24 protein-coding genes are annotated in these 23,105 nt (G+C 67.6%); 17 read left to right on the top strand and 7 right to left on the bottom strand.

Translation table 11 applies throughout. The features are described 5' to 3' along the window. Positions 1–4 precede the first annotated feature (4 nt). From urtD to ASC46_RS17020, 11 genes are all read left to right on the top strand, one after another. Positions 5–760, top strand: coding sequence for an urea ABC transporter ATP-binding protein UrtD (gene urtD / locus ASC46_RS17070; RefSeq protein ID WP_055460498.1), 756 nt, complete (start codon positions 5–7; stop codon positions 758–760). 6 nt (positions 761–766) lie between these two features. Further along, positions 767–1,462 carry an urea ABC transporter ATP-binding subunit UrtE gene (gene urtE / locus ASC46_RS17065; RefSeq protein WP_055460497.1) on the top strand — a complete coding sequence of 232 codons (696 nt, stop codon included), beginning with the start codon at positions 767–769 and terminating at the stop codon, positions 1,460–1,462. 85 nt (positions 1,463–1,547) lie between these two features. Continuing rightward, positions 1,548–2,315 (top strand): urease accessory protein UreD, encoded by a 768-nt coding sequence (locus ASC46_RS17060; protein WP_245280603.1) that lies wholly within the window; start codon positions 1,548–1,550, stop codon positions 2,313–2,315. Between the two features lie 14 nt (positions 2,316–2,329). Continuing rightward, complete coding sequence (locus ASC46_RS17055; protein WP_055460496.1) at positions 2,330–2,950, top strand: urease subunit gamma; 621 nt, start codon at positions 2,330–2,332, stop codon at positions 2,948–2,950. 52 nt (positions 2,951–3,002) lie between these two features. Further along, positions 3,003–3,290: an AbrB/MazE/SpoVT family DNA-binding domain-containing protein gene (locus ASC46_RS17050; protein WP_055460495.1), complete on the top strand. Its 288-nt coding sequence runs from the start codon at positions 3,003–3,005 to the stop codon at positions 3,288–3,290. After that, positions 3,287–3,679, top strand: a complete 393-nt coding sequence (locus ASC46_RS17045; protein WP_055460494.1) for a type II toxin-antitoxin system VapC family toxin — start codon at positions 3,287–3,289, stop codon at positions 3,677–3,679. The genes ASC46_RS17050 and ASC46_RS17045 overlap by 4 nt, the downstream gene beginning before the upstream one ends. A gap of 15 nt (positions 3,680–3,694) precedes the next feature. Next, entirely contained in the window at positions 3,695–5,404 is a 1,710-nt protein-coding gene (ureC, locus tag ASC46_RS17040; RefSeq protein ID WP_055460493.1) for an urease subunit alpha, read from the top strand. A gap of 93 nt (positions 5,405–5,497) precedes the next feature. Further along, a complete protein-coding gene (locus tag ASC46_RS17035) occupies positions 5,498–6,100 on the top strand; it encodes an urease accessory protein UreE (protein WP_055460492.1) in 603 nt (200 codons plus the stop codon). Continuing rightward, a complete protein-coding gene (locus ASC46_RS17030; RefSeq protein WP_245280602.1) occupies positions 6,045–6,791 on the top strand; it encodes an urease accessory protein UreF in 747 nt (248 codons plus the stop codon). Before ASC46_RS17035 ends, ASC46_RS17030 begins: the two co-directional genes overlap by 56 nt. Before the next feature lie 28 nt (positions 6,792–6,819). Beyond that, a complete protein-coding gene (gene ureG, locus ASC46_RS17025) occupies positions 6,820–7,443 on the top strand; it encodes an urease accessory protein UreG (RefSeq protein ID WP_055460491.1) in 624 nt (207 codons plus the stop codon). Positions 7,444–7,500: 57 nt separating this feature from the next. Then, positions 7,501–8,085 carry a HupE/UreJ family protein gene (locus tag ASC46_RS17020; protein ID WP_055460490.1) on the top strand — a complete coding sequence of 195 codons (585 nt, stop codon included), beginning with the start codon at positions 7,501–7,503 and terminating at the stop codon, positions 8,083–8,085. Between the two features lie 28 nt (positions 8,086–8,113). On the opposite strand, the gene ASC46_RS17015 is transcribed toward ASC46_RS17020, so the two are convergent. The 6 genes from ASC46_RS17015 to ASC46_RS16990 all read right to left on the bottom strand — a co-directional run bounded on the left by ASC46_RS17015 (position 8,114) and on the right by ASC46_RS16990 (position 15,022). Next, on the bottom strand, positions 8,114–9,118 hold the full coding sequence (locus ASC46_RS17015; protein ID WP_055460521.1) for an aldo/keto reductase: 1,005 nt from the start codon (positions 9,116–9,118) through the stop codon (positions 8,114–8,116). A 105-nt stretch (positions 9,119–9,223) separates the two neighbouring features. Further along, positions 9,224–10,501 carry a multidrug effflux MFS transporter gene (locus ASC46_RS17010; protein ID WP_055460489.1) on the bottom strand — a complete coding sequence of 426 codons (1,278 nt, stop codon included), beginning with the start codon at positions 10,499–10,501 and terminating at the stop codon, positions 9,224–9,226. Positions 10,502–10,967: 466 nt separating this feature from the next. Then, positions 10,968–11,705 (bottom strand): proteasome-type protease, encoded by a 738-nt coding sequence (locus ASC46_RS17005; RefSeq protein WP_055460488.1) that lies wholly within the window; start codon positions 11,703–11,705, stop codon positions 10,968–10,970. A gap of 101 nt (positions 11,706–11,806) precedes the next feature. Next, entirely contained in the window at positions 11,807–12,634 is an 828-nt protein-coding gene (locus tag ASC46_RS17000) for a transglutaminase family protein (protein ID WP_055460487.1), read from the bottom strand. Between the two features lie 8 nt (positions 12,635–12,642). Then, positions 12,643–13,590: an alpha-E domain-containing protein gene (locus ASC46_RS16995; protein WP_055460486.1), complete on the bottom strand. Its 948-nt coding sequence runs from the start codon at positions 13,588–13,590 to the stop codon at positions 12,643–12,645. A 13-nt stretch (positions 13,591–13,603) separates the two neighbouring features. Next, entirely contained in the window at positions 13,604–15,022 is a 1,419-nt protein-coding gene (locus ASC46_RS16990) for a circularly permuted type 2 ATP-grasp protein (RefSeq protein WP_055460485.1), read from the bottom strand. Between the two features lie 250 nt (positions 15,023–15,272). On the opposite strand from ASC46_RS16990, the gene ASC46_RS16985 reads away from it, so the two are divergent. Continuing rightward, entirely contained in the window at positions 15,273–17,531 is a 2,259-nt protein-coding gene (locus ASC46_RS16985) for a sensor domain-containing phosphodiesterase (RefSeq protein WP_169790112.1), read from the top strand. 21 nt (positions 17,532–17,552) lie between these two features. Here ASC46_RS16985 and ASC46_RS16980 read toward each other — a convergent pair whose 3' ends face one another. After that, positions 17,553–17,753: a DUF4167 domain-containing protein gene (locus tag ASC46_RS16980; protein ID WP_055460483.1), complete on the bottom strand. Its 201-nt coding sequence runs from the start codon at positions 17,751–17,753 to the stop codon at positions 17,553–17,555. Positions 17,754–18,309: 556 nt separating this feature from the next. Between ASC46_RS16980 and ASC46_RS16975 the strand changes: the two genes are divergently transcribed. The 5 genes from ASC46_RS16975 (at position 18,310) to ASC46_RS16955 (ending at position 23,102) form a co-directional block, all read left to right on the top strand. Then, positions 18,310–19,353, top strand: a complete 1,044-nt coding sequence (locus tag ASC46_RS16975) for a zinc-dependent alcohol dehydrogenase (protein ID WP_055460482.1) — start codon at positions 18,310–18,312, stop codon at positions 19,351–19,353. Beyond that, positions 19,350–20,699, top strand: coding sequence for an ABC transporter substrate-binding protein (locus tag ASC46_RS16970; protein ID WP_055460481.1), 1,350 nt, complete (start codon positions 19,350–19,352; stop codon positions 20,697–20,699). Before ASC46_RS16975 ends, ASC46_RS16970 begins: the two co-directional genes overlap by 4 nt. A gap of 81 nt (positions 20,700–20,780) precedes the next feature. Beyond that, positions 20,781–21,332, top strand: a complete 552-nt coding sequence (locus ASC46_RS16965) for an SIS domain-containing protein (protein ID WP_055460480.1) — start codon at positions 20,781–20,783, stop codon at positions 21,330–21,332. A gap of 7 nt (positions 21,333–21,339) precedes the next feature. Continuing rightward, positions 21,340–22,281 carry a carbohydrate ABC transporter permease gene (locus tag ASC46_RS16960; RefSeq protein WP_055460479.1) on the top strand — a complete coding sequence of 314 codons (942 nt, stop codon included), beginning with the start codon at positions 21,340–21,342 and terminating at the stop codon, positions 22,279–22,281. Continuing rightward, positions 22,281–23,102 (top strand): carbohydrate ABC transporter permease, encoded by an 822-nt coding sequence (locus ASC46_RS16955; protein WP_055460478.1) that lies wholly within the window; start codon positions 22,281–22,283, stop codon positions 23,100–23,102. Before ASC46_RS16960 ends, ASC46_RS16955 begins: the two co-directional genes overlap by 1 nt. The last annotated feature ends 3 nt before the right edge of the window (positions 23,103–23,105 follow it).

Here is a 23,105-nt window from a genome sequence, read left to right as displayed (position 1 = left end):
AGCGATGACCAGCCCCACCCTCACCAACACCGTGCTCTATCTCGACGGCGTCTCCGTCACCTTCGACGGCTTCCGCGCCATCAACAAGCTCTCGCTCGCCATAGCGCCGGGCGAGATGCGCGCCATCATCGGCCCCAACGGCGCCGGCAAGACGACGATGATGGACATCATCACGGGCAAGACACGACCCGACGAGGGCGAGGTCTTCTTCGGCGGCATGATCGACCTCACCATGCTCGACGAGGCCGAGATCGCGGCGCTCGGCATCGGCCGCAAGTTCCAGAAGCCGACGGTGTTCGAGAGCCACACGGTGGCCGACAACATCCGCTTGGCGCTCGCCGGCGCGCGCTCGCCCTTCTCGGCCCTCTTCGGCGCCCGCAACCGCATCGCCGAGGAGCGCATCGACGCCATTCTGTCGACCGTGCGCCTCACCGAGCATCGCACGCGCCTCGCGGCCGATCTCTCGCACGGCCAGAAGCAGTGGCTCGAGATCGGCATGCTGCTGGCGCAGGACCCGAAGCTCCTGCTCGTCGACGAGCCCGTCGCCGGCATGACCGACGCGGAGACGGCCGAGACGGCGCATCTGCTCAAGGAGATCGCCCACGAGCATTCGGTCGTCGTCGTCGAGCACGACATGGCCTTCGTCCGCGACCTCGGCTGCAAGGTCACCGTCCTGCACGAGGGCTCCGTGCTGGCCGAAGGCTCCATCGACGCGGTCTCGGCCAACGAGCGCGTCATCGAAGTTTATCTCGGACGGTAGAATGCCATGCTGAGCGTCGATTCCATCGATCTGCACTACGGTGCCGCCCAGGCGCTGCGCCGGGTCTCGCTCGATGCAGAGGCGGGCAAGGTCACCTGCGTGCTCGGCCGAAACGGCGTCGGCAAGACCTCTCTGATGCGCGCCATCGTCGGCCGGCAGCCGATCTCGGCCGGCCGCATCAGCCTCGGCGGGGCGGATATCTCGCGGCTCGAGCCCTATGATCGTGCCCGCCGCGGCATCGCCTTCGTGCCGCAGGGCCGCGAGATCTTCCCGCTGCTCAGCGTGCGCGAGAACCTGGAGACCGGCTTTGCGCCCCTGAAGAGCGGCGACCGGCACGTGCCGGACGAGATCTTCACGCTCTTCCCCGTGCTGAAGGACATGCTCGGCCGGCGCGGCGGCGACCTCTCCGGCGGCCAGCAGCAGCAGCTTGCCATCGCGCGCGCGCTCGTCACCCGGCCGAAGGTGCTGGTGCTCGACGAGCCGACGGAGGGCATCCAGCCCTCCATCATCAAGGACATCGGCCGCGCCATCGACTATCTTCGCGGCAAGGGGGACATGGCGATCGTGCTCGTCGAGCAGTTCTTCGAGTTCGCCCGCGACCTGTGCGATACCTTCGCCGTCATGGAGCGCGGCCAGATCGTCCTTTCCGGCACGCGCGACACCATGGTGGAGGACGATGTCCGCCAGCGCCTTGCGGTCTGATATGCGGTCCGACATGGGCCACGCCGGCGCGGCTCCGGCCGCATCTGTCCCCGGCGTGCCCGCTTTCGTGCGCGCGAAAGGCGGCGTGCGCGTCGCATTCGGGACAGCCGGCGAGCGCACACAGGCGCTGACGGTGGCCGAGAGCGGGGGCTACCGCATCCGCTTCCCGCGGAACGCCGACATCTGCGAAGGCACCCTCATCAACACCGGCGGCGGCATGGCGGGCGGCGACCACATGCGCGTCGACATCGCCCTCGCCCCGGGCGCGCAAGCCCTCGTCACGAGCCAGGCAGCGGAGAAACTCTACCGGGCCGAGGATGCTCCCACCCGCATCGACATCGCGCTCAGACTCGGCGCGGGCAGCCATCTTGCCTGGCTGCCACAGGAGATGATCCTCTTCGACCGGGCGCGGCTCGTGCGCCGGCTCGACGTCGAGATGGCGCCGGACGCCTCGCTCACCCTCGCGGAGAGCCTCGTCTTCGGCCGCACCGCCATGGGCGAGGCGGTTACCGAAGGGCGTCTCGACGACCGCTGGTCGATCCGCCGGGACGGCCGGCTCATCTTCGCGGAGGCGGTCAGGCTCGACGGCGGCATCGCGGCCCGGCTCGCACGCCCGGCCATCGGCGGTGAAGCACGCGCGCTCGCCACGATCCTCCACGTCGCCCCCGACGCCGAGGCGCGGCTCGACGCCATGCGCGCGGCCCTCGCCGGCGCGACGAGCGAATGCGGCGCGAGCGCCTGGAACGGCCTGCTCGTCGCCCGGCTGATGGGACCCGACCCGGCGGCCCTGCGCGCCGACAGCGTGCGCACGATCGAAACTTTCCGCGGCCGCAGCGTGCCGCGCTACTGGTAGCTGGAGGAGATGCGATGAACCTCACCCCGCGCGAGAAGGACAAGCTCCTGATCGCCATGGCGGCCATGGTCGCCCGCCGGCGCCTGGAGCGCGGCGTCAAGCTGAACTACCCGGAGGCCATCGCCCTCATCACCGATTTCGTCGTCGAGGGCGCGCGCGACGGCCGCTCGGTCGCCGAGCTGATGGAGGCAGGCGCGCACGTGCTCACCCCGGAACAGGTGATGGACGGCGTCGCCGAGATGATCCCCGACGTGCAGGTGGAGGCGACCTTCCCCGACGGCACCAAGCTCGTCACCGTGCACAACCCCATCCGCGGCGCGACCGGCGCGCTCCAGCCCGGCGAGACGCTGGCCGCGCCGGGCGAACTCGTCCTCAACGAAGGCCGCGAGACGGTGACGCTCACCGTCGCCAATACCGGCGACCGGCCGATCCAGGTCGGTTCGCACTGCCACTTCTACGAGACGAACCCGTCATTGTCCTTCGACCGGGACAAGGCCCGCGGCATGCGCCTCGACATCCCCGCCGGCACCGCCGTGCGCTTCGAGCCCGGACAGACGCGCGAGGTCACGCTCGTCGCGCTGTCCGGCGAGCGCAAGGTCTACGGCTTCCGCCAGCAGGTGATGGGCAGACTGTAAGGCGTACCGTTAAAATGCTATCCTCCTTCAAATTTGTAAGGAGATATCTAATATGACGCACATAGGCGCCTCTACGGTTACCAGCAAGGGGCAGATAACCCTTCCTGCCTCCCTGCGCGACAAGTTCGGCATCAGGTCCGGCGACCTCGTCGAGTTCTTCGAGGGCTACGACGGCACGATCAGGATGCGCATCAGGGCCAAGAGCGCCGCGGCGCTCGCCGGCATGCTGGCCCATCTGAAGCCCGATCCTCGTTTCGGGTCTGACGATGAGGCCATTGCCGCGGAAACGGCTGCGCGTGACGAAAGGTCGAAGCGCTCCGCTTCGGATGAAGCCCCGTGATCGGGCTCGACACGAACGTCCTGCTGCGGGCGTTGACCAACGACGACCCGGCGCAATCGCCGAAAGCGGTGCGGCTGCTCGAGACATTGAGCGCCGAGGCGCCGGGCTTCGTCAACAGTGTCGTCCTTGTCGAGCTCGTCTGGAACCTGCAGCGGCGTTACCGGGCGAGCCGCACCGACGTGATCATGGCCATCGAGGCGCTGCTGGAAAGCCCCGGCTATGTCATCGCGGACCGCGATGCCGTCATCGACGGCCTCGAAATCATGAAAGCGGAGCAACTCGACTTCGCCGACGCCCTGATCGCCGCCCTGAACAAGCGCGCAGGCTGCGACGGCACCCTGACCTTCGACGGAAAGGCGAGCCGAAGCCGGCTCTTCCGTCCCGTCTAGCCAGAAAGGACGCCCATGCCCTTCCCCTTCTCCCGCGCGGCTTACGCGGACATGTTCGGCCCGACCACGGGCGACAAGGTGCGGCTCGCCGATACCGAGCTCTTCATCGAGGTGGAGCGCGACTTCACCACCTATGGCGAGGAGGTGAAGTTCGGCGGCGGAAAGGTGATCCGCGACGGCATGGGCCAGAGCCAGGCGACGCGCGCGCAGGGGGCGGTCGACACCGTCATCACCAATGCGCTCATCGTCGACCACTGGAGCATCGTGAAGGCCGACGTCGGCCTCAAGGGCGGGCGCATCGCGGCGATCGGCAAGGCCGGCAACCCGGACATCCAGCCGAATGTCACCATCGTCATCGGCCCGGGTACCGAGGTCATCGCCGGCGAGGGCAAGATCCTCACGGCCGGCGGCTTCGATGCGCACATCCACTTCATCTGCCCGCAACAGGTGGAGGATGCCCTGATGTCCGGCATCACCACGATGCTCGGCGGCGGCACGGGCCCGGCGACGGGAACCAATGCGACCACCTGCACCCCCGGCCCCTGGCACATCGAGCAGATGATCCGCGCCGCCGACGCGCTGCCGGTGAACCTTGCCTTCGCCGGCAAGGGCAATGCCGCGCTGCCAGGCGCGCTCGTCGAGCAGATCGAGGCCGGCGCCTGCGCCATGAAGCTGCACGAGGACTGGGGCACGACGCCCGCGGCCATCGACTGCTGCCTCTCCGTCGCCGACGACTACGACGTGCAGGTAATGATCCACACCGACACGCTCAACGAGTCAGGCTTCGTCGAGGACACCATCGCCGCCTTCAAGGGCCGCACCATCCATGCCTTCCACACGGAAGGAGCCGGCGGCGGCCATGCGCCGGACATCATCAAGGTGGCGGGCCTGCCGAACGTGCTGCCCTCCTCCACCAATCCGACACGACCGTTCACGGTGAACACACTCGACGAGCATCTCGACATGCTCATGGTATGCCACCACCTCGATCCGTCGATCCCCGAGGACCTCGCCTTCGCCGAGAGCCGCATCCGCAAGGAGACGATCGCGGCCGAGGACATCCTGCACGACATCGGCGCCCTTTCGATGATGTCCTCCGACAGCCAGGCCATGGGCCGCGTCGGCGAGGTCATCACCCGCACCTGGCAGACGGCGCACAAGATGAAGGTGCAGCGCGGCCATCTGCCCGGCGAGAGCGGCAACGACAATCAGCGAGTCAAGCGCTACATCGCCAAATACACCATCAACCCGGCCATCGCCCACGGCGTCTCGGCCCACATCGGCTCGGTCGAGGTCGGCAAGCTCGCCGACCTCGTGCTGTGGTCGCCGGCCTTCTTCGGCGTGAAGCCGGACCTCATCGTCAAGGGCGGCACCATCGCGGCCGCCGCCATGGGCGACCCCAACGCCTCCATCCCGACGCCGCAGCCGGTGCACTACCGACACATGTTCGGCGCCCTCGGCAAGGCCCTGACGGAGACGAGCGTCACCTTCGTCTCCAAGGCCGCCCTCGACCGCGGCATCGATCACAGGTTGGGCGTCGAGAAGAAGCTGCTGCCCGTCGACAACACCCGCTCCGGCATCTCCAAGGCCTCGCTCATCCACAATGGCGCGACGCCGGATATCCATGTCGATCCGGAGACCTATGCCGTGACGGCCGACGGGGAACTGCTTGTCTGCGAGCCGGCCAAGGTGCTGCCCATGGCGCAGCGGTATTTCCTGTTCTGATGCAGATACATCCGACATCGGGCAGGTTAGTAGCACAAACGCCGTTTCCTGCTACTAACGCGGGCACATCGCCCGACTGAACTGGAGAACATCATGCTCCGTGCCGCTTCCGTCGTCCGCCGCCCGGCCGTCAAGGCCGAGCGCGTCGTCGACACCGTCACCCTCGTTCATGACGACCGCCACCGCCGCCGCGTGACCCTGACCGCCGACGGCGGCCTCTCCTTCCTGCTCGACCTCGACAAGGCGACCGTGCTCGACGACGGCGACGCCCTGAAGCTCGAGGACGGGCGGCTCGTCGCCGTGCGCGCCGCGCCGGAAAAGCTCATTGAGATCCGCGCCGAGAGCCCGCTGAGGCTACTCAAGGTCGCCTGGCACATCGGCAACCGCCACACGCCGGCCGAGATCACGGCGGACGCCATCTTTATCTCCGACGACCCTGTACTCGCCGAGATGGTGCGCGGTCTCGGCTGCGCCGTCGCCAGGGTGGAACGCCCCTTCCGCCCCGAGCGCGGCGCCTACGATCACGGCGGGCACGATCACGGGCATGGTCACAGCCACGGGCCTGATCATTCCCATGGGCACGACCACGCGCATCACCATGAGCATGGCGCCTGCGATTGCGGCCACGATCATCACGACCATGACCATCACGAGCATGGCCACCACCATCACGATCACGGGCATGACCACAGGTGAGGCGGCGCCCGCCGGCGCCTCGCCCATGCTGACCCTGATGACGTGGCTGTCCCCGGCCTTCCCGGTCGGCGCCTTCGCCTACAGCCACGGGCTCGAATGGGCGGCCGAGGCCGGCGATATCCGGGATGCGGCGAGCCTTGAGAACTGGCTCGCCGACATCCTCGCCCACGGCGCCGGCCGCAACGACGCCATCCTGCTCGCCGCGTCCCACCGGGCTGTGACGGCCCGCGACCGAGCTGCCCTCGCCGGCGTCGCGGAGCTGGCGCTCGCCCTCGCCACGACCCGCGAGCGGCTGCTGGAGACCGTTACCCAGGGCAATGCCTTCGTGCTTACGGCCCGCAAGACCTGGCCGACGCCCGCCTTCGACCTGCTGAACGGCGCGTGGGAGGGCGACGTCGCCTATCCCGTCGCGCTCGGCGTCGCGGCGGCGGGCCACGGCCTGCCGCTCGCCATGACGCTTGAAGCCTTTCTCGCCGCCTTCACGGCCAATCTCGTCTCGGCCGCCGTGCGCCTCGGGGTCGTCGGCCAGACCGACGGGCAGGCGGTGACGGCCGCGCTCGTGCCCCTCTGCCGGCAGGTGGCGGGCGAGGCCGACGCGGCGGGCCTCGACGATCTCGGCGGCGCCGCCTTCCGCTCCGATCTCGCCTCGCTCAGGCACGAGACGCAATATACCCGCCTGTTCCGCTCGTGAACGGGCCGAGCCTCAAGGAGACGAACCCATGCCCTCCCCCAACGGTCCCCTGCGCGTCGGCATCGGCGGCCCCGTCGGCTCCGGCAAGACGGCGCTGATGGAGGCGCTGTGCAAGCGCCTCGCTGGCACCTACGACCTGTGCGCCATCACCAACGACATCTACACGAAAGAGGACGCCGAGATCCTGACGCGCACCGGCGCCCTGCCGGCCGAGCGCATCATGGGCGTGGAGACCGGCGGCTGCCCGCACACGGCCATCCGCGAGGATGCTTCCATCAATCTCGCCGCCGTAGACGAGATGATGCGCCGCTTCCCCGGGCTCGACCTCGTGCTCATCGAATCCGGCGGCGACAATCTCGCCGCCACCTTCTCGCCCGAGCTCGCCGACATCACCATCTACGTCATCGACGTCTCGGGCGGCGAGAAGATCCCGCGCAAGGGCGGGCCCGGCATCACGCGCTCCGACCTCCTCGTCATCAACAAGATCGACCTTGCGCCTCATGTCGGCGCGAACCTCGCCGTGATGGAGCATGACACCAAGCTCATGCGTCCGTCGCGGCCTTACGTCTTCACCAACATCCGCAGCGGGGAAGGCGTCGAGACGGTGGCGCGCTTCATCGAGGAGGCCGGCGGGCTGAAATCGGCTGCGTGAATGGCCCGACATTTGCGTGATGCGGCAGCAACAGCGCAACCAACGAGGCCAGCATCCATGCCGACCAGAACCGCCCGCCTTGCCGCCCTCGGCGTCCTCACCCTCGCCGCATCCCCGGCACTCGCCCACACCGGAGCGGGCGCTGCCGCGAGCTTCATGGACGGTTTCCTCCATCCGCTCGGTGGCCTCGACCATGTCCTCGCCATGGTCGCCGTCGGCCTGTGGGCCGGCGTCTCGGGCGGCCGCGCGGCCTGGTCCTATCCCCTCGCCTTCCTGTCCTTCATGGTCGTCGGCGGCCTCTTCGGCATCGCCGATGTCGGCCTGCCCGCCGTCGAGATCGGCATCGCCCTGTCCGTCGTGGTGCTCGGGGCGGCGCTCGCTTTCGGCCTGAAGCTGCCGGCGGCCGCGGGCGCCGCACTTGTGGCGGCCTTCGCCGTCTTCCACGGCCATGCGCACGGGGCCGAGATGGCGGCCGGCGCCGATGCGGCCGGCTATGCCGTGGGCTTCGTCGCCGCCACGGCCCTGCTGCACGGCATCGGCATCACGCTCTCCCCCCGCGCCGTGCCGCGCCTGCCGCTCATGGCGACGCGCGCGGCCGGCGGGGCGATGGCACTCGCCGGCATCGGTCTGCTCGTTCTCTAGGCAGAATGCCCGATCGGGCGGCAGTGCGTCACGCGACCGGCCGCCCCTCCACCGGATAGGCCGGGTCGATATATTGCGGAATGGCCGTCGTCCCGGGCCGCACCACGGCATCGACGGCCGCTTCGTCGTCCGCGTCGAGGGAAAGATCGAGCGCGGCGAGATAGGCCTGCCACTGCTCCATGGTGCGCGGCCCGGCGATGACGCCGGTCATCAGCGGATTGGCTAGTACCCACGCGCCGGCGAAGGCGCCCATGTCATGGCCGCGCCGGTCGCAATGGGCCTTGAGCCGCGCGGCGGCTTCGAGATTGGCGGGGTGGAACTCTGTCTCGCCCATGCGCTTGTCGCCGCTCGCGGCCCGGCTGCCCTCGGGGGCGGCGGCACCGGGCGCATACTTGCCCGTCAGCACGCCGCGCGCCAGCGGGCTGTAGGCGACCGTGCCGATGCCGAGCGCCGTGCAGGCCGGCAGCAGCTCGACCTCCGCCGGGCGATAGAGCGCATGATAGTAGAGCTGGCACACCACCGGCCGGTCGATGCCGATCTCGTCGCACAGCGCCGCGATGCGTGCCACGCGCCAAGCCCGGTGGTTGGAAACGCCGAAATAGCGCACCTTGCCGGCCCGGATGAGGTCGGCCATGGCGTGCACGGTCTCCTCGAGCGGCGTCTCGTTGTCTTCCTTGTGCAGGTACTGGATGTCGATGGTCTCGACGCCGAGGCGCCGCAGCGAATCCTCCGTCGCCTGCATGATCCAACGGCGGGAGAGGCCGCGCCGGTTGGGCCCCTCGCCCATCGGATTGGCGAGCTTGGTCGCCAGCACCCAGTCGAAGCGCTGCGCCCGGATGGCGCGGCCGACGATCTCCTCCGAGCGGCCATCGTTGTAGGCGTCCGCCGTGTCGATGAAATTGACGCCCGCCTCGCGCGCATGGGCGATGATGCGTCCGGCCTCGGCCTCGTCCGTGCGCCCGCCGAACATCATGGTGCCGAGGACGAGGCGCGACACCGTCAGGCCCGAGCGGCCGAGCCGCCGCATGGGCATCGTCTGCGTCATGGGATCATCCCGCAAGCTGTGGGGCCTGAGGCCCGGAAAGAGGCGCGATGAGACCATGAAAGCCCAGGCCGGACAACCCGGCCGGGCATTGCTCTATCGCGTTGCTTCGGCCTGGTGCGGATTGAACAGCCGGCCCCGTTCCGCCCACAGCACCACGGCGAGGCAGGCAAGGCCGAGGCCGAGATAGCCGCCGCACAGGGGAATGACCGTGCCGTCGAAGGTGCGGCTGATGAGGGCGCCGGTGATCGCGCTCGCAACGGTGGAATAGAAGCCGATGAAGGACGAGGCGGTGCCGGCGATGTCGCCGAGCTCGTCCATCGCCATGGCGTTGAAATTGGGCATCGTCAGGCTGAAGAGGAAATGGCTGACAGCCAGCAGGCCGACGAAGACGGAGAGCGGCGGCAGCCCGCCCGTGGCAAGGGCGATGACGAGCAGCAGCCCCGTCGTCACGCAGAAGCCGCAGAGCGCGGCATGGGACATGCGGCGCATGCCGAAACGGCCGACGAGCCGCGAATTGAGGTAGGACGCCACGCCCTGCATGATCCCGAGCAGGCCGAAGACGAGCGGGAAGCCGACGGGGCCGAGGCGGTAGCCGTCGGTCTCGAAGACCTGCGCCGCAAGGCCGATGTAGATCATGATGCAGCCCTGCATCAGCATGATCGCGGTCGCGTAGCCGAAGGACAGGCGCGAGGCGAGGATGCGGCGCACGTCGACGAGGATCGGCCTGACGGCCGCGGGCTTGCGATAGGCCGGGTTGAGGCTCTCCGGCATGCGCAGCGCGAACCAGGTGAAGATGAGGACGGCCATGACGAACATGGCGACGACGATCATGTGCCACTCGCTCGCCGCGAGGATGGCGCTGCCGACGGCCGGCGCGATAATCGGCACGGTGATGAACAGCATCATGACGAGCGACATGACGCGCGCCATCTCGCGACCGGAATAGCGGTCGCGCACAAGGGTGACGACGAGCACGCGCGCCGCCGCCGCCCCCGTGCCCTGCACGAAGCGCGCCACGAGCAGCATGTGGAAGCCGTCGGCCATCAAAGCGAGCCCGGTGCCGGCGACATAGATGGCAAGACCCGCCATCAGCGTCGGCCGGCGGCCGACGACGTCGGCCACCGGGCCGAAGAACAGCTGCATGATGCCGAAGCCCGCCATATAGGCATAGACGACGAGTTGCAGGTCGTTGCCGTCGACGACGCCGAACTCCTGCTGGATAGGGCCGAAGGCCGGCAGGATGCTGTCGATCGAAAAGGCGGCAAGACTCATCAGCAGCGCGACGAGCGCCACGAACTCGAAGAACGGCGGGTAGGCCGGCGCGAAACGCTCGCCACCGGTCTGGGGCTGGGTCGACAGGTCGGTTCGCATGACAAATCCGTCGCATCCCTGCCGGCAGGCGGGTGCGGCCATTCTCAGGATGATGACCGTTCTACCCGCGACCGCCCCGCGCCGGCAAGGAAGGACGAGACCTAGCTGCGGGGAAATATATGCATGATATGCATGTCGCCCGTCTTAATGCCGTCAAAGAGGCGCGTATGGCGCATGATGCCAGCGCGGCGCGGCCGTCGGTTCATGCGAAGCGCGCCCATGCCGAAAAACGCTCCGGCTCGCCCTCCCCGTCCCGCCCGCGCTTATCGCGACCTCCACACACGCCGGCACTAAGCTGAAAGGCTTGAATGGCAACAGCAACGCGCCCGTTGCGTCTCTTCGAAGTGACGCAAATCGGGCAGGCCCAACCTACTTTGGGCAAGTCCGGCCAAGACGGGGGCCGTTGCGCTCCGCGGCCCTCCACTTCGCACCACGCAAAGTGATAACCACCAGCCGTGGGCAGCGATCACCCGATCCACGGCGGGCGCGGGATGGCGAGATGCGCCTGGCGCAGGGCTTTCGACCAGCGCTCGCGCAGGTCGCGGAAATAGGGCTCGTCCGGCGCGATGCGATAGGAGATGGCTGCCTTCAGTTCGTCGCGCCGGCACGCCGCCACATCGACCGGCAGGCCGACGCTCAGGTTGGAGCGCAGGGTCGAATCCATCGAGATGAGCGCGAGCTTCAGCGCATCGAGCAGCTCGACGTCATAGGAGATCGAACGGTCGAGGATGGGTTTGCCGTACTTGTGCTCGCCGATCTGGAAATAGGGCGTGTCCTGCGTCGCCTCGATGAAGTTGCCGGCGGCATAGACCTGGAAGAGACGCAGCCGGCGATCCTTGATCTGACCGCCGATCAGGAAGGTCACGTCGAAGGACATGCTCTGCTGCTGCAGGGCCTCGCCGTAGGTGCCGTAGACCCTGCGGATCGCATCGCCGACGAGCGTCGCCGCCTCGAACATGCTCTCGACGTCCATCAGCGTCCTGCGCATGCCCGCTTCCGTCTCGATGCCCTCGGTGAGCAGGGTCATGACCGATTGGGAGATCGACAGGTTGCCGGCGGTGGCGAGCATGATCACGCGCTCGCCCGGCTCCTCCAGCACGGTGAGCTTGCGGAAGGTGGCGATGTTGTCGAGCCCGGCATTGGTGCGGGTGTCGCCCAGCATCACGAGCCCCTCGCGCACCAGGATGCCGACACAATAGGTCATGGCTGCGCCCGCCTTTCCCGCAATATCCCTCGCCGCCGGCTTTCGGGCGGCGACGTTGCGATAGAACGAAGCCGCGCCCCGAGGCAAGCCCGCGTCTACCCTCAGCTCTGGATCTGGCGCCGGGCGTGCTCCACGCGCACGCTGACGTCGAGGCTCTCCTGCCCGCCACCGTAGCGGCTGCCGAGGATCGGCGCGGCCCCGTGGTAGTCGAGCGCGGCGGCGAGCCTTACATAGGCGTCCGTTGGCGAGAGGCCGTGCGCGGGGTCGAAGCCGACCCAACCAAGTCCGCCGACATGGGCCTCGGCCCAGGCGTGCCCCGCCTCCTGCACGACGAGCCCGTCATGACGCAGAAGATAGCCGGACACGTAGCGCGCCGACACGCCGAGAACGCGCGCGGCACTGATGAAGATGTGAGCGAAGTCCTGGCAGACGCCGTGGCCGAGGGCGAGCGCCGCGCCCGCCTTCGTCGCCGTGGTCGTCGCCTCGGTGTCGAAGGCCATGCGGGCGTGGATCATGCCCGACAGGTCGTGTAAACCGACGATGGGATCCCGCCTCATCGCCTCGCGCACCTCGCCCGCAAGCGCGAGGATCGCATCGTCTGGCTCGGTGAGTGTCGTCGTGCGCAGGAAGAGGCCGGGCGGGAAGCGCTCCACCGTGCCGCGCACGACGCCGGCACTGTCCTGCGTCTCCACCTCCCCGTCGACCGTCACCGAGAAGGACTGGATCGGCCCCTCGAGCGTGAAGGCATGGGTGATGTTGCCGAGCGCGTCCTCCCCCGCCTTAAGCCGGCACGGGGCGTCGACATCGATGCGCCAGTGGCGCACGTGCTGGCCTTCGTGGCCGCGCGGCGTCAGGCGCAGAAGCTGGATCGCCGACTTTGCGGGCGGGGAATAATCGTAGCGGGTGGTGTGCGACACACGGATGCGCATGGCCCGGTTCAGCTCAGGTATTGCTCGGCGATGGCTGCACCGAGCTCGTTGTTCTGGGCGAGGAAGCTCTCGACGAATTCATGCAGGCCCGACTGGAAGATGGTCTCGATGGAGGTGTTGCCGAGACGCATGTGAACACTGCGGGCGAGGCGCTGGCTGTTGCCCTGCCAGCCATAGGCCGTGGAGAGCTCGTCGAGATAGCCGTTGATGCTGCGGTAGCAGGCAGCAAGCGAGCGTGGCATGTCTTCCTTGAGGATGAGGAGATCCGCCACGAGCCAAGGTTTGACGCTGTCGCGATAGACCCAGCGATAGCTCGTCAGCGCCGAGACGGAGCGCAGGATGGAGGCCCACTGGTAATAGTCGAGCCCGCCGCCGACTCGTGCATGATCCGGCAGGAGCACATGGTATTTCACGTCCAGGATACGGGCGGTATTGTCGGCGCGCTCGGTGCACAGGCCAAGGCAGGTGAACCAGAAGGCGTCCGTGCGCAGCATGGTCCGATGGGCCGAGCCGTCGAAGCGCAGTGCCGCCTCCTTGGCGAAGGCGAGGAAGCGCGGCAGATCGGCGAGCGACACGCCGCGGTCGACCCAACCCTGCATGGTCAGATAGCTGTCGTTGATCGCCTCCCACATCTCGATGGTCAGCGCCGTGCGCTCGGCGCGGGCATTGGCGCGAGCGATCTCGAGGCAGCGCCGGATGCTGGAGGGATTCTCCGGCGAGACGGCCAGGAAGTGGACCACCGCCTCCGGCGTCACCTTCTCGTGCGCGGCGGCGTAGGCAGCGGTGCAGCCCGCCGTGGCGATGGCCGAATCCCACTCGCTGGTCAGCCCGCCGTAAGCGGTCGGCAGCGAGGAAAGGCGATAGGCGGCATCGAGAATGCGCGCCACGCTGTCGGCCCGCTCCATGTAGCGCGCCATCCAGAACAGATTGTCGGCCGTGCGGGAGAGAAGCGTCATCGGTCGTTCGCCATCATTCGCCCAGGATCCAGGTGTCCTTCGTGCCACCGCCCTGGCTCGAATTGACGACGAGCGAGCCTTCGACGAGCGCCACCCGTGTCAGCCCGCCGGGGACAATGCGCACCTTGTCGGCGCCGGTCAGCACGAAGGGGCGCAGGTCGACGTGACGCGGGGCGATGCCCGAGCCGACGAAGGTCGGGCAGGTGGAGAGCGCCAGCGTCGGCTGGGCGATGAAATTGTCGGGCCGGCGCTTGAGCTTCTCGGCGAAAAGCCGTCGCGTCGCCGCATCCGCCGCCGGGCCGACGAGCATGCCGTAGCCGCCCGAGCCGTTGACCTCCTTGACGACGAGGTCTCCGAGATGGTCGAGGACATAGGCGAGCGCCTCCGGCTCGCGGCAGCGCCAGGTCGGCACGTTCTGCAGGATCGGTTCCTCGCCGAGATAGAAGCGCACGATCTCGGGCATATAGCTGTAGATCGCCTTGTCGTCGGCGACGCCCGTGCCCACCGCATTGGCCAGGCTCACGTTGCCCGCCCGATAGGCGAGCATCAGCCCCGGCACGCCGAGGACTGAATCAGGTCGAAAGGCGAGCGGATCGAGAAAATCGTCGTCAATGCGGCTGTAGATGACGTCGACCCGCTTGGGCCCTTGCGTGGTCCGCATGAAGACCGTCTCGTCGCGCACGAAGAGATCGCGTCCCTCCACCAACTCGACGCCCAGCTTGTCGGCGAGGAAGGAGTGCTCGTAGTAGGCGCTGTTGTAGGGCCCCGGCGTCAGCAGCACCACGCACGACTCCTCGCCGCGTCGCGGCGCGATGGAGTGAAGCGTCGCGAGCAATTCGTCCGGATACCCGTCGACCGGCGCGATGCTCTGGCGGGAGAACAGTTCAGGGAAGAGCCGAATCATCGCCTCCCGATTCTCCAACATGTAGGAAACGCCGGAGGGCGTGCGGGCATTGTCCTCGAGCACATAGAACGTATCGGCATCGACGCGCACTACGTCGATGCCGGCGATCGCAACGTAGATGTCGCCTGCGAGGCGCAATTGCGCCATCTCGGGCCGGAAGTAGGGATTGCAGAGGATGAGCTCTTCGGGGACGACACCCGCGCGCACGATCTCGCGATGGCCGTAGACATCCTTTAGGAGGGCGTTGAGCGCCTTCACCCGCTGCTCGAGCCCGTGGGACAGCTTGCGCCACTCGTTCCCGGCGATGACGCGGGGAATGATGTCGAAGGGGATGAGCCGCTCCTGGGCCGCCTGTTCGCCGTAGACGGCGAAGGTGATGCCGATGCGGCGAAAAAGGAGTTCTGCCTCCTTGCGCCGCTGATCGAGGAGTTCCGCAGGGGCCTCATCGAGCCACCGCTTCAGTGCCGCGTAGCACGGCCTGCAACCCTCTCCGAAGCCGCCCATCTCGTCGAAGGCTCTCGGCGTCATGTGTCCTCCCGCAGCAACGCGCCTTGACGAAGCCTATCAAATTGCGTGCCAAATCGCCCGTGGAAAGCTGAAGCGAGGTGGGAGCCGCCACATAGCCGCCCAAGAGATGGGCAAACTGATCGCGGATTGGCCGGAAGCATGCCCTTTCAGTGGCCAGTCCGCCGGGCCGGCAGGGACCGAGGCAGTCTATTGTCGGCGGGCATCAAGATTCTATGATGGATCGATTCGTTGAATGCACGCGGGTCTTCACATGCTGCCATACCCGATCGCAGGGGATGAGGAGGCCCGTCTACAGTCCCTCGAGATGCTGGGTATCGTCGGCACCCCCACCGGGCCTGACTTCGATGCCGTGGTGCGATTGGCAGCATCCTTCTTCGATTGCCCGATCAGCGTGATCTCCTTCCTCGAGAAGGACAGGCAGTGGTTCAAGGCCCGGCACGGCCTCGACATCGAGGAGACGCCGCGGCGCTACGCCTTCTGCAACTACGCCCTCGTCGAGAATGGCGTCTTCGTGATCAAGGACACGCACGCCGACCCGCGCTTCCACGACAACCCGTTCGTCCAGGGCCCACCCTACGCACGCTTCTATGCCGGCTGCCCACTGCGCAGCGACAGCGGCCACCAGCTGGGCACGCTGTGCCTGCTCGACACGAAGCCGAGGAGCTTCGACGCGGACAAGGCCCGCATACTGACCGAATTCGGCCAGGTGGTGGAGGGGCTGATCCGCGCCCACGCCAACGCGGTCAAGCTTGCCGTCTCGGAGGCCAATGCCCGGTGTCAGAGCGAGGCGCTCGCCCGCCGCAACAGGCTGCTCGCGCAGACGGAGCACCTCGCCTCGATTGGCGGATGGGAATATGACGCCGCGACGGGGGAAATCACCTGGTCGGACGAAGTCTACCGCCTGCACGATCTCGAAATCGGCAGCCGCCTGCACATCGACGATGTGGTCGCCCGCTACACGCCGGAGGCCGGCGCCGCCATGCGACGCCAGCTGGAGCTGACCGCAAGCACCGGCAGTCCTTGTTCCTTCGAGGCTGACCTCGTCACCGCCGCCGGCGAGCGGCGCACCGTGCGCGCGATCGGGGAGCGTGTGGCGGGCGACGACGACGGCCACGTGCGCGTCGTCGGCGTCGTCCAGGATGTAACTCGCGAGATCGAGGCCACCCAGGCCCTGTGGCGGGCGGCCCACCTTGACGGGCTGACCGGTGTCGCCAACCGCGCCGCTTTCAAGACCCATCTCGAGGCGGTGGTGGATAGAGCCGCCGCCGCCGGCAGGCCCGTCTGGCTCCTGCTGCTCGATCTTGACGGCTTCAAGGAGATCAACGACACCTGCGGACACCATGTCGGCGACCGGGTGCTGATCGCGGTCGCCGAACGGCTCGGGCAGATCTGCAGCGGCCGGGATATGTTCCTCGCCCGCCTCGGCGGCGACGAATTTGCCATCGTCTGCGACGAGAGCAGCCAGGTAGACGGCGCCGAGCGGGTGGCTGCTCGTGTCGTCGCCGCCATTCGAAAGCCCATCCGCATCGGCAGCGATCGCCATTACGTGACGACCACGGTCGGCCTTGCCACCTATCCGACCGATGCCACGACAGCCGATGGACTGCTGAAATGCGCGGATGTGGCCCTCTACACTGCCAAGCGGCGCGAGCGCGGCGCGGTCGGGACCTACGCTCCTGAGGTCGCATCGCTGTTCGATGAACGGCGGCTGGCCGTCGAGACCGTGCGCAAGGCCCTTGCGAGCAACCGGCTCGTGCCATTCTACCAGCCCATCGTGAAGCTGCGGAACGGCCAGCTCAGCGGCTATGAAGCGCTCGTGCGGATCCGCGGGCGCGACGGCATGCTTATGTCACCGCAGGCCTTTTCCCACGCTTTCGCCGATCAGGACAGCGCTCGGCGCATCGGCGAGCGCGTCCTCAACCTGGTGACCTCCCATCTCGCCGAACTGCGCGCCGAAGGTTTCGAGGGACCGATCGTCATCGGCGTCAATGCGAGTGCGGCAGAATTCGCCGGCGGCGACTTCGCCGAGCGCTTCCTGCGCCAATTGCGCGCCCGCGATATTCCACCGTCCTGGATCAAGCTGGAGGTGACCGAGACGGTGCTGATGGGCGAGCAGGCACGTAACGTCCGCCTCGCGGTCGAGGAACTGAGCGAGGCCGGCGTGCCGATTGCGCTCGACGATTTCGGCACGGGCTATTCGTCGCTGACGCACCTCCGGGACTTCCCGATCAACTGCATCAAGATCGACCGCTCGTTCGTCGCCGGCATCGGTCGGGAAGCTGAAAGCCCGGCCATCATCCGTGCCCTCATCGAACTCGCGCACAATCTCGGCCTGACGGTCATCGCCGAGGGTGTCGAGACGGACGTGCAGCTCGAGTTCCTGCGCGCCATCGGCTGCGACGCGGCGCAGGGCTTCCGCTTCAGCAAGGCCGGGCCGTTCGACATGTTGCGCTCGCAGCTGCGCAAGCAGGATCGGCCCGCCCTGCACTATCCCGCACGCCTGCGCTGACGAGGGGCCGGCGCGGGCCGGCTACGGTTCGTTCCGTCCCTTGCTCAGACGCAGATAGTGTTCGGCATATTGATAGAAACGTTCGGCCTCGATGCGGTGTCCGATGCGCTCTTCGCCGCGAGCGAGCGCGAGATAACGCTCATAGGTGCGGCGCGCCTCGGCGCCGGCCGGTTGCCGCTCCGCCGAGCGCGGGCGGATAGCCTGGGATTCATCCTGGTTCATGGGTCATGACCGTGAAGCCGGCCTCGCCGGCTCCGCTTGCATTCACGCCCGGCTCAGCCGAGCACGTCGGCGACGATGGCCCGCAGTTCGCCGCGCGACAGGCCGCAAGGTTCGGGATGCCAGATTGGCTCCTGGGCCCGGCGCATCATTGCCACGTCCGACCGACGAGACGTCTCGGGTCGCCGGGCAGGCCCGGTCGCCACCACATGCGGCGCCGGACGCGCCCGGGCAACCACGCTCTTCAACTTCTCCATTTTACTCATGATCTGTCCGCCGCGATCATAGCCGCAGCAATGTCCTTCTTGTTCTGGGTAAACGGGCATCGGGGTGCGGTCGACGCAACCCCAAGATCAGCTGTCCTCCCGGCCCTTCCGCGCATCCTGCGCATCGGAACCTGCCCGAGACGCTGATATGGGAGGGCAATGCGGCGCTTTCAAGTCGCCGCAACCGCCGCGTGTCACTGAACCCGCGCCGCCGCGCTGATACGATTGTAATGACAGAATTACATCTGTATAAAGGAGTCGCATTCGGAACGGGCGACCAACGGGGCGACCATATGGGCAAAGCTCTTTTCCTCCACGGCGCGCACGATGCACGGGTCGCCCCCTTCAACCTGCGCGAGGGGCAGCCCGGCGAGGCGCTGCTCGAGGTGGCGGCCGTCGGCCTGTGCGGCAGCGACCTGCACTATTACAAGGACGGCGGCATCGGCTCGGCCAGGATCCTTGCGCCTTTCGTGCCGGGTCACGAGTTTGCCGGCTATCTTGCCGAGGACCTGCCGGCACGCGGGCTGGCCCGGGGCGACCTCGTCGCGGTCGACCCCAACCATGCCTGCGGCCACTGCGACCATTGCCGCTCGGGCCACCCCAACCTCTGCCCCAACGTCGAGTTCATCGGTGCCCCGCCGTTCGACGGCGCCATGACCGAGCGCATCTGGGTGCCCGAAGACCTGATCGTGCCGCTGGCCCATCGCTTCACGCCCGAAGAGGCGGTGATGCTGGAGCCGCTCGGCGTCGCCATCCATGCAGTCGACCTCGCCAAGCCCCGGCTTCTGGAGCGGGTGGCGCTCGTCGGCTGCGGCCCGATCGGTCTTCTCATCCTGCAGGTACTCAAGGCGGCCGGCGCCGGCGAGATCCTCGCCGTTGACCCGCAGCTGCACCGCCGCGACCTCGCCACGAAGCTCGGCGCGACGCGCGCGGGCGCCTCGGTGGCCGAGATCCGCGATTGGACGAAGGGCGAGGGCTGCCCGCTCGTGGTGGAAGCCACCAATGCGCCCGAAGGCTTCCGCGATGCCGTGCTCGCCGCCCGCATCGGCGGGCGCGTCGTCCTCGTCGGCATCCCGGACGGGGACACCTACACGCTGCCGGCCGCCGAGGCGCGCCGGCGCGGCCTCAAGATCAAGTTCGCCCGGCGGATGGGGGACGTCTATCCGCGGGCCATCGAACTCGTCGCGACCGGCAAGGTCGACGTGAACGTGCTGGTCAGCCACCGCTTCACGCTGGACGAGGCGCCGGAGGCCTTCCGCCTGCACGCCGAAGACGCCCCCGGCATGGTCAAGAGCATCATTTTTCCGAACGACAATAATCAGGGGAGACGCTCATGAGACTGTTCACGCATGCTGCGGTCGGTGCGCTCGCGCTCGCTGCCGCGGCCCTCTGCGCGCCGGCGCAGGCGCAGGACTGGTCGCTCGAGAAGGCGGCCGAGCCGCTGAAGGGGACGCAGATCAACGTCGTCTTTCTCGACCGCCCCGGCTATCGCGCCATCATCCAGCTGCTGCCGGAGTTTGAGAAGAAGACGGGCATCAAGGTCAATTACGAGATCGTGCCCTACGAGAGCTCGCGCGAGAAGCAGGTCCTCAACTTCAGCTCCAACGGCGACCTCACCATCGCGCTCGTCGACCTCGTCTGGATCGGCGAATTCGCCGAGAATGGCTGGATCGTACCGGTGGAGAAATTCACCAGCGACCCCGCGATCACCGATCCGAAGCTCAATCTCGACGGTTTCTTCCCGCTGCTGCTCGACGCCTTCGGCTCCTGGGGCGGCAAGGTCTACGGCCTGCCTTTCGACAACTATTCGGGCCTTCTCTTCTACAATCAGTGCATGCTGCAGGAAGCCGGCTTCGATAAGCCGCCGGAAACCTGGCAGGAGCTCTACGAGACCTACGCGCCGAAGCTCACCGATAAGGCGAAGAACCGCTTCGCCTTCGCGCTGCAGTCGCGTCGCGGCGAGACGCAGTCCGCCGACAGCTTCATGCGCGTGCTCTGGCCCTTCGGTGGCTCGCTGCTCGACAAGGAGTTCAAGTCGAACCTGCTCAGCGAGGAGAGCCAGGCCGGCCTCAAGTTCCGCCAGGACCTGATGCAGTACATGCCGCCAGGCATCGTCTCCTATGATCATGCCGAGGCGGTCAACGCCCTTGCACAGGGCCAGGTCGCGATGATCACCGAATGGTCGGCCTTCTATTCGACGCTCATCGACCCGGCGACGTCGAAGATCGTCGACTGCCTCGCCGTCGCGCCCGAGCCTTCCGGCCCGGCTGGCCGCCTGCCGGCCCTCGGCGGCTTCTCGCTCGCCGTCGCCGCCCAGGCGCCGGAGAAGGAGCAGAAGGCCTCCTGGCTGTTCATCCAGTGGGCGACCTCCGAGGACATCGCCCGCGCCTATGTGGAAGCCGGCGGCGTCTCCGGCCGCAAGAGCATCTACGAGGATGCCGACATCAAGGCCAAGTACAAGTTCGTCGAGCCGATGGTCGCCTCCTGGCAGAAGGGCGTGCCGGAGTTCCGTCCGCGCTTCCCCGCCTGGCCGGCCATCTCCGAGATCATCGCCGAGTGGGGCACCAAGATGATGCTCGGCGAGGTGTCCACCGAGCAGGGCGCCAAGGAGATCGGCACCCGCATGGAAGACATCCTCGCCAAGGAAGGCTACTACGACGGCAAGAAGGCGCTGCTGCAGTAACGAGACGCTCCGCTGGCCCGGGCGAACCCCGGGCCGGCCGGCATCGTCCCAACGTGTGACAGCACAGGCGGAGCCTCTTCCATGCCCTCGCTCTATCAACGCGCGCTCGACGAGCTCGGCGCGGTCTTTGCCCGTATCGACGAACAGGCCGTCGATGCCGCGGTCGAGCGCATCGCCGCGGCGAGGCGCATCGCCCTCTACGGCGTCGGTCGGGAAGGCCTGCAGATCAAGGGCTTCGCCATGCGCCTCTTCCACCTCGGCCGAGACGCCGCGGTGGTGGGCGACATGACGACGCCGCCGCTCGGAAAAGGCGACCTGCTCGTCGTCTCGGCCGGGCCGGGCGCATTCTCGACGGTTCTCGCGCTCATGGGCGAAGCGCGGAAGGCGGGCGCGGCCTGCCTCCTCGTCACCGCGCAGCCCGGCGGCGAGGCGGCGAAACAGGCCGACACGGTCCTGACCATCCCCGCCCAGACCATGGCCGACGACCGGGGACCCGCCTCCTCCGTCCTGCCCATGGGCTCGCTCTACGAGGGCGCGCAGTACATCCTCTTCGAGGTTATGATCCTCAAGCTCAAGGATAAGCTCGGCGTGAGCGCCGAGGCCATGCGCGCCAACCACACCAATCTGGAATAGGGACGTGATGAGCGTCGAGGGACAGGCACTGGCACAGGAAGCGGCCCGGGCGAGGCCCGCCCGCAGGCGCCGGCTCGAGCACGGCCGCTGGACGCCGCTCTTCTTCCTCGCCCCGGCTGTGGTGACGCTGCTCGCGATCGGCCTCTACCCGATGCTGTTCGCGCTCGTCACCTCCTTCCGCCGCTACAATCTCACCCGGGCGCGCGAGGGCTTCCCCTTCGTCGGCTTCGAGAACTACGGGCGCGTGCTGAGCGACCAGACCTTCTGGGACACGCTCCTGCTGACGGGCCGGTTCTTCCTCACCGTCATGCCGATCCAGGTGGCGCTCGGCCTTCTCATCGCGCTCATGCTGCACCGGCCGGGTTGGGGCTTCATGCGCTCGCTTGCGCGCGTCTCGCTCGTCGTGCCGCTCGCTACTACCTATGCCGTCGTCGGCCTCCTCGGCAACCTCATCTTCAACCGCAACTTCGGCGTCGCCAACCAGTTCCTGTCCTGGTTCGGCTTCGCGCCCTTCGACTGGCTCGGCAATCCGAGCGGGGCCTTCGCCGCCATCGTCATCATGGACGTCTGGCAGTGGACGCCATTCTGCGCCCTCATCTTCCTGTCGGGGCTCTCCATGGTGCCCATCGACATCGAGGAGGCGGCGCGGCTGGAGACGAAGAGCCACTGGGCGCTGCTGCGCCACGTGCAGCTGCCCTATCTCCTGCCCGGCCTGACGGCCATGCTCATCCTGCGCTCAGCGGACGTTCTGAAGCTCTTCGACATGATCTTCACCATGACACGCGGCGGGCCGGGCACGGCGACCGAGCTCATCTCCATCTACATTCAGCGCGTCGGCTTCCGCGTGTTCGATCTCGGCGCGGCCTCCGCCCAGGCGATGCTGCTGCTCCTGTTCACGATCCTGCTGAGCCGACTCTACATCCGCATCTTCTACCGGGAGATCGAGTGATGGTGTCCCGCCCCGCGGCACGCTTTGCGCATCTGGCCGGCCTCGTGCTGGTCTTCGCCTTCGCCATGTTCCCGTTCTACTGGATGGTCTCGTCGAGCTTCAAGGACCAGGGGGACCTGCTCGCCTCGCCACCAATGTGGCTCTTCGAGCCGACGATTAAGCACTACGCCGAGATCTGGGCGGATCAGAAGGTGACGGCCGCCATCGTCAATTCGCTCATCGTCGCCGTCTCGACGACCGCGCTCGCCGTCCTCCTCGGCACGCCGGCGGCCTATGCGCTCGCCCGCTTCGAGTTCCGCGGCAAGTCCGACCTGTGGTTCTGGTTCATCTCCAACCGCATGATCAGCCCCATCGTGCTCGCCCTGCCGGTCTATCTCCTTGCCCAGTCCCTCGGTCTGCTCGACACGCACCTCGTCCTCATCCTCATCTACCTCACCTTCAACCTGCCGATCGTGGTGTGGATCTGCACGGACCAGTTCCGCTCGATCCCGCCCGAGCTGGAGCAGGCGGCGCGGCTCGAGGGGGCGAAGCAGTTCGACGTCTTCTGGCGCATCTACCTGCCGCTCGGCCTGCCGGGCGTCGCGGTGTCGGCCATCTTCAGCTTCATCTTCTCGTGGAACGAACTGCTCTATGCGCTGGTGCTGACCCGCCGCAATGTGCAGACGGCGCCAGTGGCAGCGACGAGCTTCATGTCCGGCTACGAGCTGCCCTGGGGCAAGATCATGGCAACCGGCACGGTCATCGTCCTGCCGGTCACCATCTTCGCCCTCATCGTCTCGCGCCACATGATCCGCGGCCTCACCATGGGCGCGACCAAATAGGGA

Source organism: Chelatococcus sambhunathii (assembly GCF_001418005.1).
Classification (GTDB): Bacteria; Pseudomonadota; Alphaproteobacteria; order Rhizobiales; family Beijerinckiaceae; genus Chelatococcus_A; species Chelatococcus_A sambhunathii.
This window is presented reverse-complemented; position numbering and strand designations above follow the sequence as displayed.

What these genes read in the sequence shown, in the direction of transcription:
- urtD (WP_055460498.1), top strand. Translation starts at nt 5, where the DNA reads ATGACCAGCCCCACCCTCACCAACACCGTGCTCTATCTCGACGGCGTC.
- urtE (WP_055460497.1), top strand. Translation starts at nt 767, where the DNA reads ATGCTGAGCGTCGATTCCATCGATCTGCACTACGGTGCCGCCCAGGCG.
- ASC46_RS17055 (WP_055460496.1), top strand. Translation starts at nt 2,330, where the DNA reads ATGAACCTCACCCCGCGCGAGAAGGACAAGCTCCTGATCGCCATGGCG.
- ASC46_RS17050 (WP_055460495.1), top strand. Translation starts at nt 3,003, where the DNA reads ATGACGCACATAGGCGCCTCTACGGTTACCAGCAAGGGGCAGATAACC.
- ureC (WP_055460493.1), top strand. Translation starts at nt 3,695, where the DNA reads ATGCCCTTCCCCTTCTCCCGCGCGGCTTACGCGGACATGTTCGGCCCG.
- ASC46_RS17035 (WP_055460492.1), top strand. Translation starts at nt 5,498, where the DNA reads ATGCTCCGTGCCGCTTCCGTCGTCCGCCGCCCGGCCGTCAAGGCCGAG.
- ASC46_RS17030 (WP_245280602.1), top strand. Translation starts at nt 6,045, where the DNA reads ATGACCATCACGAGCATGGCCACCACCATCACGATCACGGGCATGACC.
- ureG (WP_055460491.1), top strand. Translation starts at nt 6,820, where the DNA reads ATGCCCTCCCCCAACGGTCCCCTGCGCGTCGGCATCGGCGGCCCCGTC.
- ASC46_RS17020 (WP_055460490.1), top strand. Translation starts at nt 7,501, where the DNA reads ATGCCGACCAGAACCGCCCGCCTTGCCGCCCTCGGCGTCCTCACCCTC.
- ASC46_RS17015 (WP_055460521.1), bottom strand. Translation starts at nt 9,118, where the DNA reads ATGCCCATGCGGCGGCTCGGCCGCTCGGGCCTGACGGTGTCGCGCCTC.
- ASC46_RS17010 (WP_055460489.1), bottom strand. Translation starts at nt 10,501, where the DNA reads ATGCGAACCGACCTGTCGACCCAGCCCCAGACCGGTGGCGAGCGTTTC.
- ASC46_RS17005 (WP_055460488.1), bottom strand. Translation starts at nt 11,705, where the DNA reads ATGACCTATTGTGTCGGCATCCTGGTGCGCGAGGGGCTCGTGATGCTG.
- ASC46_RS17000 (WP_055460487.1), bottom strand. Translation starts at nt 12,634, where the DNA reads ATGCGCATCCGTGTGTCGCACACCACCCGCTACGATTATTCCCCGCCC.
- ASC46_RS16995 (WP_055460486.1), bottom strand. Translation starts at nt 13,590, where the DNA reads ATGACGCTTCTCTCCCGCACGGCCGACAATCTGTTCTGGATGGCGCGC.
- ASC46_RS16990 (WP_055460485.1), bottom strand. Translation starts at nt 15,022, where the DNA reads ATGACGCCGAGAGCCTTCGACGAGATGGGCGGCTTCGGAGAGGGTTGC.
- ASC46_RS16985 (WP_169790112.1), top strand. Translation starts at nt 15,273, where the DNA reads ATGCTGCCATACCCGATCGCAGGGGATGAGGAGGCCCGTCTACAGTCC.
- ASC46_RS16980 (WP_055460483.1), bottom strand. Translation starts at nt 17,753, where the DNA reads ATGAACCAGGATGAATCCCAGGCTATCCGCCCGCGCTCGGCGGAGCGG.
- ASC46_RS16975 (WP_055460482.1), top strand. Translation starts at nt 18,310, where the DNA reads ATGGGCAAAGCTCTTTTCCTCCACGGCGCGCACGATGCACGGGTCGCC.
- ASC46_RS16970 (WP_055460481.1), top strand. Translation starts at nt 19,350, where the DNA reads ATGAGACTGTTCACGCATGCTGCGGTCGGTGCGCTCGCGCTCGCTGCC.
- ASC46_RS16965 (WP_055460480.1), top strand. Translation starts at nt 20,781, where the DNA reads ATGCCCTCGCTCTATCAACGCGCGCTCGACGAGCTCGGCGCGGTCTTT.
- ASC46_RS16960 (WP_055460479.1), top strand. Translation starts at nt 21,340, where the DNA reads ATGAGCGTCGAGGGACAGGCACTGGCACAGGAAGCGGCCCGGGCGAGG.
- ASC46_RS16955 (WP_055460478.1), top strand. Translation starts at nt 22,281, where the DNA reads ATGGTGTCCCGCCCCGCGGCACGCTTTGCGCATCTGGCCGGCCTCGTG.